Here is an 11,506-nt window from a genome sequence, read left to right on the forward strand (position 1 = left end):
CTCATCAGATATTGGTTGCAAACAGGTAAGCACCCACTGCGGTAATACCGACATAAACAAAGAACATGATTTTTTGTTTAGTGGTGCTCATGGTTACGCGTTCCGGAACCGGTTTGTTTGTATCCAGTTTGGTATAGAACGGCATACCCAGGAAGAATGCAAAATAGACGACGGACAGGATGCGCGCAACCAAAGTACGGGTATCGGTTGCCACCATCGCCCCCAAAATACCCAAACCGATAAAGGCAATGATGAACAGAACCAACGCAGTTTTGAAAATCGGACCGCGATAGCGGACGGATTTAACTTCACCCTTATCCAACCAAGGCAACAGGGCAATCAGGACAACTGCCGCGCCCATACCGATTACACCCCAAACCTGAGTACCGAGGAATGAAGGAATCGCACGCAAAATGGCGTAGAACGGGGTAAAGTACCATACCGGTGCAATGTGCGGCGGTGTTTTCAGCGCGTTTGCCGCGTCAAAGTTCGGGGCTTCAAGGAAGTAGCCGCCTCCTTCGGGGGCGAAGAACAATACGGAGCAGAAAACAATCAGGAATACGACAACGCCCAAGATGTCTTTGACGGTGTAGTACGGATGGAAAGGAATGCCGTCGAGCGGAACGCCGTTTTCATCTTTGAGTTTCTTGATTTCCACGCCGTCAGGGTTGTTCGAACCCACTTCGTGCAGGGCGATGATGTGTGCCACGACCAAACCGAGCAACACCAGCGGTACGGCAATAACGTGCAGTGCGAAGAAGCGGTTCAGGGTAACGTCGGAAACGTTGAAGTCGCCGCGGATCCAAGTGGACAAGTCAGGCCCGATGACAGGGATGGCGGAGAACAGGTTAATAATCACCTGCGCGCCCCAGAAGGACATTTGACCCCAAGGCAGCAGGTAGCCCATAAAGGCTTCGGCCATCAATGCCAAGAAAATCAGGGAACCGAAAATCCACACCAATTCGCGCGGTTTTTTGTACGAGCCGTAAATCAGGCCGCGGAACATGTGCAGGTATACGACGATGAAGAAGAAAGATGCGCCTGTGGAGTGCATATAGCGGATAATCCAGCCGCCGGACACGTCGCGCATGATGTACTCTACTGCGGTAAAGGCAGCAGGCAGGTGATAGGCGTTCAGGTTGCCGTCCGGTTTATAGTTCATGGTCAGGAAGATACCGCTGACGATTTGAATCACGAGGACGAGCAGAGCCAAAGAGCCGAAGTAGTACCAGAAGTTGAAGTTCTTCGGCGCGTAGTATTGAGCCAAATGCTCATTCCACATTTTAGACAGGGGGAAACGAGCGTCCGTCCAGTCTAACAATGCTTTTGCTTTGCTATTGGTTTGGTTTGCCATAATTATCGTTCCTTATTTTTAGTCTTCGCCTACCAAGACTGTCGTATCGCTCAGATATTTGTAGGGCGGAACAACCAGGTTGGTCGGTGCAGGAACACCTTTATATACGCGGCCTGCCATGTCGAATTTCGAACCGTGGCAAGGGCAGAAGAAACCGCCTTTCCAGTCCGCCCCCAAATCCGCAGGGGCAACGTCTGGACGGTAGGTCGGCGAACAGCCCAAGTGGGTACAGATACCGATGGCTACAAGGATGTTCGGCTTAATCGAACGGGTCTCGTTTTTACAGTTTTCGGGCTGATGATCCACATCAGAATTAGGGTCGACAACCGCACCGTTCAAACTTTTCAGGTCTTTGAGCTGCTGATCGGTACGGTTAACCACCCAAATCGGTTTACCTTGCCATTCGGCAGTCAACATTTGTCCGGATTCGATTTTGCTGACATCGATTTCGACGGGAGCACCTGCGGCCTTGGCTTTTTCCGACGGGAAAAAGCTTGCCACGAAAGGCGTAGCTACGCCCAAAGCCGCCACACCGCCTGCGCCGCACGTAGCCAGCGTCAGAAAGCGGCGGCGGCCGCTATTGATTTCTTGATTATCCATTATTCAGTCGTCCTAAAATTTTGGGAATACCGAGCCATTAAACGATGTAATTCTACCTAGTTTACCGTGATACTCAAAGCATTATTTAAATTAAGGTAAATTTTCATGACGATTATCAAGGCTTAAGCGGGATTATCTTCGTCGAAATGACAGACTTCCAACTCAAAATGCTGTGCCACGGCTTCGCCCAGGGCGCGGATGCCGTAACGCTCCGTCGCATGGTGTCCCGCGCTGACAAACGCAACGCCTGTTTCATTGGCAAGATGAAACTGCGCCTCCGAGATTTCTCCGGTCAGATAGGCATCGACGCCTTCGTCTATGGTCGTCTGAAAAAATCCCTGCGCACCGCCGGTACACCATGCGATGCGTTTGATTTCGCGAGACATATCGCCGACGGCTACGGGCTGCCGCCCCAACGCTGCAGCAATGTGTTGCAACCATTCAGCCAAAGTCTGCGGTGTTTTCAGACGACCTATATTCAACAGGTTCTGTTCGCCGAACCGCCTTTCGACTTCCCAACCCAACTTATCGGCAAGCTGCGCGTTGTTGCCCAACACAGGGTGCGCATCCAGCGGCAGGTGGTAGCCCGCCATATTGATTTGGTGTTGCAATAATGTTTCGATGCGCACTTTTTTCCAGCCCGTAATCGTTACCGGCTCGCTTTTCCAAAACATCCCGTGGTGCACCAAAAGCATATCCGCGCCCTGCTCCGCAGCGAAATCAACCGCCGCCTTGCTTGCCGTTACCGATGTCGCTATTTTGCCGACTTCCGCCCTGCCCTCGACCTGCAAACCGTTGGGCGCATAGTCTTTGAACATTCCGACCTGCAACACCTCGTCGCACCACACCAAAATATCACTGCGTTTCGCCATATCATTCCTTTCAACACATAGCGGATTGAATTTCACAGGACAAAGCGAAGCAACGCCATCCCTGTTTCAAATAAATTCACCGCATTCATACAAAATCGGACGCACATTCTAACCGCAAACCCTGACGCGTCCCAATCCCCACGCCGTTCGACACGCGCCCGCATTTACACCCCGGCATGAAATATTTTAATATTGCCCGTTTCAAGAGGTCGTCTGAAAGCGTGAAAACCAATGGATTCCATCATCGAACTGCGCCATCTTAAAACCCTGCTGGCACTCGAAGAAACCGGCAGCGTATCCCTTGCCGCCAAGCGCGTCTTCCTGACCCAATCCGCCCTTTCGCACCAAATCCGCGCGCTTGAAAACTATTACGACACCCCTCTGTTTGAGCGCAAATCCACGCCCTTGCGCTTCACGCCCGCCGGCGAACGCCTGTTGCGGCTCGCACGCGAACTCCTCCCGCAAGTTTCCGCCGCCGAGCGCGACCTCGCCCGCATCATCGAAGGCGAAGCAGGCGAGTTGCGGCTGGCAGTCGAATGCCACACCTGTTTCGACTGGCTCATGCCCGCAATGGGCGAATTCCGCCCCATGTGGCCGCAAGTCGAATTGGACATCGTTTCCGGCTTTCAGGCAGACCCCGTCGGACTCCTGCTGCAACACCGCGCCGATCTCGCCATCGTATCCGAAGCCGAAAAGCAAAACGGCATCAGCTTCCGCCCCCTGTTTGCCTACGAAATGGTCGGCATCTGCGCCCAAGACCACCCGCTTGCCGCCAAAACCGTTTGGGAAGCAGAAGACTTCATCGGCGAAACCCTCATCACTTATCCCGTTCCCGACGAAATGCTCGACCTGCCCAAAAAAATATTGTTACCCAAAGGCATCAACCCGCCGCGCCGCCGCAGCGAACTGACCATCGCCATCATCCAACTCGTCGCCAGCAAACGCGGCATCGCCGCCCTGCCCTACTGGACCGTGATGCCCTATCTCGAAAAAGGCTACGTCGTCCACCGCCAAATCACCGCCAACGGCCTGCAAAGCGAACTCTACGCCGCCACGCGTACCGAAGACGCCGACAAAAGCTATCTCGACAACTTCTGCCAAATCGTCCGCGAACGCAGCTTCGCCGATCTCCCCGGCTTGAGCGAACTGACAATGCCCGGACAGGATTGATGTTTTCTTGAAACAGGGTGTCGCGACATTCACGCACTTCGATTTCCATATCAAAAGGTCGTCTGAAAACCCAAATCTCAGGTTTTCAGACGACCCTTGCCCGACAGACACATATTATAAAGTTATAGTGGATTAAATTTAAACCAGTACGGCGTTGCCTCGCCTTGCCGTACTATTTGTACTGTCTGCGGCTTCGTCGCCTTGTCCTGATTTAAATTTAATCCACTATATAAAGCAGCCCCATGACCGTTAAACCGCATTAATCCCCACAAACACAGGCTAACCGTTTTCAGACGACCTTTATGTTAGAATAGGTCGTCTGAAACCTAGCAATCCGCAAGGAAACACTATGCAAACCTTAGACCCCGAGCTGCAACAGCGCGCGGCGCATATCAAGCTGCTGATATTGGATGTGGACGGCGTTTTGACCGACGGACGCATCTTTATCCGCGACGACGGCGAAGAAATCAAATCGTTCCACACTCTGGACGGACACGGTCTGAAAATGCTTCAGGCAAGCGGCGTGCAGACTGCGGTTATCACAGGTCGGGACGCGCCTTCCGTCGGTATCCGCGTCAAACAGTTGGGCATAAATTACTACTTCAAAGGCATTTCGGACAAACGCGCCGCCTATGAAGAATTGCGCGCGCAGGCGGGCGTAGAAGAAGCCGAGTGCGCCTTTGTCGGCGACGACGTGGTCGATTTGCCGGTGATGGTGCGCTGCGGATTGCCGGTTGCCGTCCCCGACGCGCATTGGTTTGCGCTGCAACACGCCGCCTATATTACGAAACACGCGGGCGGCGCGGGCGCGGTGCGCGAAGTGTGCGACCTGATTATGCGCGCGAAAGGTACGCTGGGCGCGGCTTTGAACGAGTACATCAAATGAAAGTAAGATGGCGGTACGGAATCGCATTCCCTTTGGTGCTGGCGGTCGCGCTCGGCGGATTGTCGGCATGGCTGGGGCGCATCAGCGAAATCGACATTGAAGAAGTCAAACTCAACCCCAACCAGCCGCAATACACGATGGACGGCATAGACGGGCGGCGGTTTGACGAACAAGGTCGTCTGAAAGAGCATCTGAGCGCAAGAGGGGCGAAACAATTTCCCGAAAGCAACGACGTCCATTTCGAGCTGCCGCACCTCGTCTTCTTCCAAGAAGGCAGCCGGCTTTACGACGTCGGCAGCGACGAAGCCGTATACAACACCCAAACCAAACAACTCCTGTTCAAACACAACGTCGTCCTGACCAAAGCCGCCGATGCCAAGCGGCAGGCAGGCGTCGTCAAAACCGATCTCCTGCACGTCGATACCGAATCGCAATACGCCCAAACCGACACGCCCGTTACCTTCCAATACGGCGAATCGAGCGGCAACGCCGAAGGTCTGACGTATGACCACAAAAAAGGTTTGTTGAACTTCCCATCCAGAGTGAAAGCCACGATTTATGATACAAAAAATATGTAAGGCATGTGTTTTAACCGCATTTTTCGCCACCGCCCCCGCCTACGCCCTGCAAAGCGACAGCAAGCAGCCGATACAGATTGAAGCCGACCAAGGCTCGCTCGACCAAAACAACCAAAGCACCACCTTTACCGGCAACGTCATCATCAAACAAGGCACGCTCAACATCCGCGCAGGCAGCGTCAACGTCTCCCGCAACGACAAAGGCGAACAGTTCATGAAAGCCAGCGGCTCGCCCGTCCGCTTCAGCCAGACGCTCGACGACAACAAAGGCACGGTTAACGGACAAGCCAACAACGTAACCTACTCCTCCGCCATCAACCTCGTTACCCTGACCGGCAACGCCAAAGTCCAACGCGGCGGCGACGTTGCCGAAGGCGCAGTCATCACCTACAACACCAAAACCGAAGTCTATACCATTAACGGCAGCTCCAAAACAGGTGCCAAATCCGCCGCCAAATCCGGCAGGGTCAGCGTCGTCATCCAGCCGTCCAGCACCCAAAAAACCAAATAACCAATATCTGACAACACAAAAGGTCGTCTGAAAACCAGCATAGCAAGTTCCCAAAACACCTTTTCAGACGACCTCCGAACCAAGAGTCATTTATGAGCGAAAACACCAGCCGCCTCGTCGTTCAAAACCTGCAAAAAAGTTTCAAAAAACGCCAAGTCGTCAAAAGCTTCTCCCTCGAAATCGAAAGCGGCGAAGTCATCGGCCTGCTCGGCCCCAACGGCGCAGGCAAAACCACCAGCTTCTACATGATCGTCGGACTCATCGCCGCCGACGCTGGCAGCGTTACCCTAGACGGACAAGAACTGCGCCACCTGCCCATACACGAACGCGCCCGCCTCGGCGTCGGCTATCTGCCCCAAGAAGCCTCGATTTTCCGCAAAATGACCGTCGAACAAAACATCCGCGCCATTTTAGAAATCAGCACCAAAGACAAAAGCCGCATCGACAGCGAAGTAGAAAAACTGCTCGCCGACCTCAACATCGGACACCTGCGCCACAACCCCGCCCCCTCCCTATCCGGCGGCGAACGCCGACGCGTCGAAATCGCCCGCGTACTCGCCATGAAGCCGCGCTTCATCCTCCTGGACGAACCCTTCGCCGGCGTTGACCCCATTGCCGTCATCGACATCCAAAAAATCATCGACTTCCTCAAATCGCGCGGCATCGGCGTACTCATTACCGACCACAACGTACGCGAAACCCTCAGCATCTGCGACAGAGCCTACATCATCAGCGACGGCACCGTCCTCGCCTCCGGCAAGCCGGACGACTTGGTCAACAACGAACAAGTCCGCTCCGTCTATCTCGGCGAAAACTTCAAATACTGATTCCAAATACCGACCATGACAAACCGCACACTAAATTGTGCGGTTTTTTTAAAATGAAGAAAGCACCCAAAGTGAGTTGACGCATTAAGTGTAAAGTGTTGAAATACACATTTAGTATAAAACCAACAAGCGTTCCCCAAAACGCCAAGCACGCCATAAAAACCTTTTCAGACGACCTCTTTGCCATCGAACCAAACTCGAGGACAAATGCCGTCCGAAATATAAAAAACAATCAACATACATTGCACCATGACCTTACTCGGCCTCAAACTCAGGCAGACCCAACAACTCAACCAACGTCTGCAACAATCCCTGCGCATCCTGCAAATGTCCGGCATCGAACTCGAACGCGAGGTCGAAGACTGGTTGCAGGACAATCCCCTGCTCGAACGACCCGAAACCGACGAATTTGCCGACGCAGAGTTCAATCACGGCACCACCATGCCGCACAGCAACCACCTCGGCGGCGACGATGCCGAAGACGCCTGGCTCAACATCGCCAAAGAAGAAGATTTCAACCAATACCTGCACGCCCAAGTGTGCGAACACCCCCTTTCCGACAAAGAAGCCGCCTACGTCCACATCCTTATCGACTTCCTTGACGACCAAGGCTATTTCACCGACAGCATCCAAGACGTTATCGACAACACGCCCTTGGAATGGATGCTGGACGAAGACGAGCTGCAAAACGCCCTCGACCTTTTGCAGACCTTCGACCCGCCCGGCGTTGCCGCCGCCGACCTGACCGAATCCCTGATGCTCCAACTCATGCGCCTGCCCGCCGGCCCCGCGCGTCAGGCGGCCGCCCACCTCATCCAAAGTTCACTGCACGATTTGGGCAAAAACCGCAAACAAAACATCATCCGCTTCCGCAAACTCTTTCCCGAAATCGACAGCGAAACCATAGAAGCCGCACTCGACATCATCGCCACGCTCAACCCCTACCCCGCCTACGGTTTCGCCTCCTCCGAACCGACCGCCTACATCCAGCCCGACGTTTGGGTCAAAGAAGGCAAAGACGGCTGGAAAGTCATCGGCAACGAAGCCGCCTGGCCCAAACTGCAACTCAACCGCGAATACTGCGAACTGATGAAATCCGCAGAAGACGGCGCACCCGAGTGGAAAGAAAAAATCACCGAAGCCAAGCAGCGCATCGACTCTCTCGAACTGCGCAAAAGCACCGTCATCCGCCTTGCCGAATACATCGTCAAAAATCAGGAAGACTTCTTCATCTTCGGCGAAATCGGACTCGCACCCATGCTTATGAAAGACGCAGCCGCCGAATTGGGGCTTGCCGAAAGCACCATTTCGCGCGCCGCCAACCAAAAATATTTGTCTTGCCCGCGCGGACTATTTGCGTTACGCTATTTCTTCACACAGGCAGTCAATTCCGAAGGCGACAAAGAAGGCCTGAGCCAAGGCGCGATTAAAGCCGTTTTGGGGCAGATTATCGAAAACGAAGACAGCAGCAAACCCCATTCCGACGAAACCCTTGTCCGCCTCCTCAAACAACAGGGCATAGACATCGCCCGCCGCACCGTCGCCAAATACAGAGAGTCGCTCGACATCCCGCCGGCACACAAACGCAAACTTACCGAATGACAGTTTTAAACCGCAGTTTTCCCGTTCCGTTTCTGACGGACTGAACCCCACCGAAGGAGCTGTATTATGAATCTGAAAATCACCGGTCTGAATTTCGACGTTACCGAGGCCATCAAAAACTACGTTTCCGAAAAATTGGAACGCATCAACCGCCACGCAGCCAACGCCATTTCCGTTACCATCACCCTTTCCGTGGAAAAACTCAATCAACAGGCTGAAGCAGACATCCATCTGGCGGGCAAAGACCTCCACGTCGAGGCCGTTGAACAAGATATGTACGCCGCCATTGATGTTCTGATGGACAAGCTCGACCGTGCAGTGCTGAAACACAAAGAAAAAAGCGGCGATGTCCGCAACACGGTAAAACCTGCCGCAGAATAAGCCTTGATTCAATAATAAAAGCGTCGTCTGAAAATTTTCAGACGACGTTTTTTGTTTTGGCCAAGTTTGAGAGCCAGTAATCTAGGGGCTGAACATAATGATTTGAATCCCACATAGGCGTTTTTCTGCGGGTAAAGCCCACGCCATACCGGTCAACAAGTATTGCAGTATGTTAGCCCCATCAGACCAAAATTTTGAAAAACCATTGTATTTAAGAAAGAAATTGTTTTCTTGTTCTGAATTCATGTCGAATTAGAAAAATAGAAAATATCCACGCCCACCTCCTTTGTTCATGAAAGCAAACTACGTTTTCAGATGACCCTCCCTCTCTTCACAAGAGTAAATGACACCGCCCGACTTACTCTCATTATTCAAATCTATTCGAAAAAATAAATACTTAAACCCATCCGAAAACCCACAATACCGCCCCGTTTCAAATCGTGCTATGGTTAATTTAATACGTTTGAAAAACATTAACTACCTTGTATTCTGATTACAAAGAAAGGCTTCAAAATGGATGGTTGGACTCAGACCTTGAGCGCGGGCTGGCTGCTGGGTATTGCGGCGATGGCGATCGTGCTGATTTTGCTGTTGATTGTGAAACTGCGTGTCCATGCGCTGTTGACCTTGGTGTCGGTGAGCCTGCTGACGGCGGTGGCGACGGGGCTGCCGATGGATAAGATTGTGAACGACGTTCTGCTGAAAAACTTCGGCGGTACGCTCGGCAGCGTGGCTTTGCTGGTCGGTTTGGGCGCGATGCTCGGGCGGCTGGTGGAAACTTCGGGCGGGGCGCAGTCGCTGGCGGATGCGCTGATTCGGATGTTCGGTGAAAAACGCGCGCCGTTTGCTTTGGGCGTGGCATCGCTGATTTTCGGCTTCCCGATTTTCTTTGATGCGGGATTGGTGGTGATGCTGCCGATTGTCTTCGCGACGGCGCGGCGCATGAAGCAGGACGTATTGCCTTATGCTCTGGCGTCTATCGGCGCGTTTTCGGTGATGCACGTTTTCCTGCCGCCCCACCCCGGTCCGATTGCGGCTTCGGAATTTTATTCGGCGAACATTGGGCAGGTGCTGATTTTGGGATTGCCCGTCGCCATGTTCACTTGGTATGTCAGCGGTTATCTGCTTGGGAAGGTTTTAGGACGTACCATCCGCGTTCCCGTTCCCGATTTGCTCAGCGGCGGCGCGGTGGACAACGACCGGCCGCAAACGCCTGCCAAGGCTTCGACCGTGGTCGGCATTATGCTGATTCCTATGCTGTTGATTTTTATGAACACAGGGCTGTCCACCTTAATCAGTGAAAAAGTCGTCAGCGCGGACGAACATTGGGTACAGGTGGCGCGCATGATCGGTTCGACCCCTGTCGCGCTGCTGATTTCGGTTTTGGTGGCACTTTATGTTTTGGGCAGCAAACGCGGCGAAAAGGCAAGCGCGCTGGAGAAAACGGTGGACGGCGCACTCGCCCCCGTTTGTTCGGTCATCTTGATTACCGGCGCGGGCGGCATGTTCGGCGGCGTGTTGCGCGCGTCGGGCATCGGTCAGGCGTTGGCGGACAGCATGGCGGATTTGGGCATACCCGTATTGCTGGGCTGTTTCTTGGTGGCATTGGCGCTGCGTATCGCGCAAGGTTCGGCAACCGTCGCGCTGACCACCGCCGCCGCATTGATGGCACCCGCCGTTGCCGCCGCAGGCTTCAACGACTGGCAACTCGCCTGCGTGGTTTTGGCAACCGCGGCAGGCTCGGTCGGCTGCAGCCACTTCAACGACTCGGGCTTCTGGCTGGTCGGCCGCCTTTTGGATATGGACGTACCGACCACGCTCAAAACATGGACGGTCAACCAAACGCTGATTGCCGCCATCGGCTTTTCAGTGTCGGCGCTGCTGTTTGCCGTGGTTTGAGGTCGTCTGAAAACGTTTTTAAGACGCTCTAAACCGTCTGCCCGACCTTATATCTTTCAAATCCAACAAAGGAAGAGAACATGACGACGCATTTTGTGATGATGGGCGTTTGCGGCTGCGGCAAGACCACCGCCGCCCTATCCCTGCAAAAACACCTCAACCAATGCCCCTACGCCGAAGGCGACGATTTCCACACCCAAGCCAACCGCGACAAAATGGGCGCGGGCATCCCGCTGACCGACGAAGACCGCTATCCGTGGCTGTGCAACCTGCGCGACTGGATGACGGAACAGGCGCAAAGCGGCGCGGCGTACACCATCGTTACCTGCTCCGCCTTGAAACGACAATACCGCGACATCCTGCGCAGCGCGCAAGGCAAAACCGCCTTCATCCACCTGACGCCGCCGCAAGCCATCAACCTCGAGCGCATGATGGCGCGCCAAGGGCATTATATGAAAGCGGGTATGCTGGATTCGCAACTGGAAATCCTGGAAGAACTCGGCGCAGACGAATACGGCGTCAAAATCGACAATCCCGGTTCGCCCGAAGCCGTAGAAGCCGATATTTTGGCGTGGGTCAAAGCGGAAGGTTTGTTGTGAAGAAAGTGTGTAAACAGGTATAAGGAAGGTCGTCTGAAAACAGATAGGTCACATTTCGACAAAACAAGTTTTCAGACGACCTTTCTCTTCGTCCGCCGCCATCCCGCATACCCAAACCCCTTATAAAAACAATACAATTCCGCTACAATAGCCCTTTGCATTTTTTCAGACGACCTTAGCGAAACGTCGTCTGAAACCGAAATACCGAAACCATAGAGAATCACAAC

12 protein-coding genes are annotated in these 11,506 nt (G+C 53.6%); 9 read left to right on the plus strand and 3 right to left on the minus strand.

Annotation, left to right across the window (positions count from 1 at the left end; genetic code table 11):
* Positions 1-4 precede the first annotated feature (4 nt).
* The 3 genes from RSJ68_08960 to RSJ68_08970 all read right to left on the minus strand — a co-directional run bounded on the left by RSJ68_08960 (position 5) and on the right by RSJ68_08970 (position 2,826).
* A complete protein-coding gene (locus RSJ68_08960; protein WNU96564.1) occupies positions 5-1,354 on the minus strand; it encodes a cytochrome bc complex cytochrome b subunit in 1,350 nt (449 codons plus the stop codon).
* An 18-nt stretch (positions 1,355-1,372) separates the two neighbouring features.
* Complete coding sequence (gene petA / locus RSJ68_08965) at positions 1,373-1,954, minus strand: ubiquinol-cytochrome c reductase iron-sulfur subunit (protein WNU96565.1); 582 nt, start codon at positions 1,952-1,954, stop codon at positions 1,373-1,375.
* Between the two features lie 122 nt (positions 1,955-2,076).
* Positions 2,077-2,826, minus strand: a complete 750-nt coding sequence (locus tag RSJ68_08970) for a Nif3-like dinuclear metal center hexameric protein (GenBank protein ID WNU96566.1) — start codon at positions 2,824-2,826, stop codon at positions 2,077-2,079.
* Between the two features lie 231 nt (positions 2,827-3,057).
* On the opposite strand from RSJ68_08970, the gene RSJ68_08975 reads away from it, so the two are divergent.
* The 9 genes from RSJ68_08975 (at position 3,058) to RSJ68_09015 (ending at position 11,279) form a co-directional block, all read left to right on the plus strand.
* Complete coding sequence (locus tag RSJ68_08975) at positions 3,058-3,996, plus strand: LysR family transcriptional regulator (protein WNU96567.1); 939 nt, start codon at positions 3,058-3,060, stop codon at positions 3,994-3,996.
* A 349-nt stretch (positions 3,997-4,345) separates the two neighbouring features.
* On the plus strand, positions 4,346-4,882 hold the full coding sequence (locus tag RSJ68_08980) for an HAD family hydrolase (protein ID WNU96568.1): 537 nt from the start codon (positions 4,346-4,348) through the stop codon (positions 4,880-4,882).
* Positions 4,879-5,460, plus strand: a complete 582-nt coding sequence (gene lptC / locus RSJ68_08985) for an LPS export ABC transporter periplasmic protein LptC (protein ID WNU96569.1) — start codon at positions 4,879-4,881, stop codon at positions 5,458-5,460. Before RSJ68_08980 ends, lptC begins: the two co-directional genes overlap by 4 nt.
* Positions 5,441-5,971 (plus strand): lipopolysaccharide transport periplasmic protein LptA, encoded by a 531-nt coding sequence (gene lptA, locus RSJ68_08990; protein WNU96570.1) that lies wholly within the window; start codon positions 5,441-5,443, stop codon positions 5,969-5,971. The genes lptC and lptA overlap by 20 nt, the downstream gene beginning before the upstream one ends.
* A 92-nt stretch (positions 5,972-6,063) precedes the next feature.
* The gene (gene lptB / locus RSJ68_08995; GenBank protein WNU96571.1) at positions 6,064-6,798 is read left to right on the plus strand and encodes an LPS export ABC transporter ATP-binding protein; all 735 of its coding nucleotides are present in this window, start codon (positions 6,064-6,066) and stop codon (positions 6,796-6,798) included.
* A 249-nt stretch (positions 6,799-7,047) separates the two neighbouring features.
* Complete coding sequence (gene rpoN, locus RSJ68_09000; protein WNU96572.1) at positions 7,048-8,400, plus strand: RNA polymerase factor sigma-54; 1,353 nt, start codon at positions 7,048-7,050, stop codon at positions 8,398-8,400.
* A gap of 66 nt (positions 8,401-8,466) precedes the next feature.
* Complete coding sequence (gene raiA, locus RSJ68_09005) at positions 8,467-8,781, plus strand: ribosome-associated translation inhibitor RaiA (protein ID WNU96573.1); 315 nt, start codon at positions 8,467-8,469, stop codon at positions 8,779-8,781.
* 513 nt (positions 8,782-9,294) lie between these two features.
* Positions 9,295-10,680, plus strand: coding sequence for a GntP family permease (locus tag RSJ68_09010; GenBank protein ID WNU96574.1), 1,386 nt, complete (start codon positions 9,295-9,297; stop codon positions 10,678-10,680).
* Between the two features lie 80 nt (positions 10,681-10,760).
* Positions 10,761-11,279 (plus strand): gluconokinase, GntK/IdnK-type, encoded by a 519-nt coding sequence (locus RSJ68_09015; GenBank protein ID WNU96575.1) that lies wholly within the window; start codon positions 10,761-10,763, stop codon positions 11,277-11,279.
* Positions 11,280-11,506: the final 227 nt, after the last annotated feature.

This window comes from Neisseria sp. DTU_2020_1000833_1_SI_GRL_NUU_006, from assembly GCA_032388755.1.
Lineage (GTDB): Bacteria > Pseudomonadota > Gammaproteobacteria > Burkholderiales > Neisseriaceae > Neisseria > Neisseria sicca_C.

Coding starts and splice junctions, on each gene's coding strand:
- RSJ68_08960 (WNU96564.1), bottom strand. CDS start 1,354: ATGGCAAACCAAACCAATAGCAAAGCAAAAGCATTGTTAGACTGGACG.
- petA (WNU96565.1), bottom strand. CDS start 1,954: ATGGATAATCAAGAAATCAATAGCGGCCGCCGCCGCTTTCTGACGCTG.
- RSJ68_08970 (WNU96566.1), bottom strand. CDS start 2,826: ATGGCGAAACGCAGTGATATTTTGGTGTGGTGCGACGAGGTGTTGCAG.
- RSJ68_08975 (WNU96567.1), top strand. CDS start 3,058: ATGGATTCCATCATCGAACTGCGCCATCTTAAAACCCTGCTGGCACTC.
- RSJ68_08980 (WNU96568.1), top strand. CDS start 4,346: ATGCAAACCTTAGACCCCGAGCTGCAACAGCGCGCGGCGCATATCAAG.
- lptC (WNU96569.1), top strand. CDS start 4,879: ATGAAAGTAAGATGGCGGTACGGAATCGCATTCCCTTTGGTGCTGGCG.
- lptA (WNU96570.1), top strand. CDS start 5,441: ATGATACAAAAAATATGTAAGGCATGTGTTTTAACCGCATTTTTCGCC.
- lptB (WNU96571.1), top strand. CDS start 6,064: ATGAGCGAAAACACCAGCCGCCTCGTCGTTCAAAACCTGCAAAAAAGT.
- rpoN (WNU96572.1), top strand. CDS start 7,048: ATGACCTTACTCGGCCTCAAACTCAGGCAGACCCAACAACTCAACCAA.
- raiA (WNU96573.1), top strand. CDS start 8,467: ATGAATCTGAAAATCACCGGTCTGAATTTCGACGTTACCGAGGCCATC.
- RSJ68_09010 (WNU96574.1), top strand. CDS start 9,295: ATGGATGGTTGGACTCAGACCTTGAGCGCGGGCTGGCTGCTGGGTATT.
- RSJ68_09015 (WNU96575.1), top strand. CDS start 10,761: ATGACGACGCATTTTGTGATGATGGGCGTTTGCGGCTGCGGCAAGACC.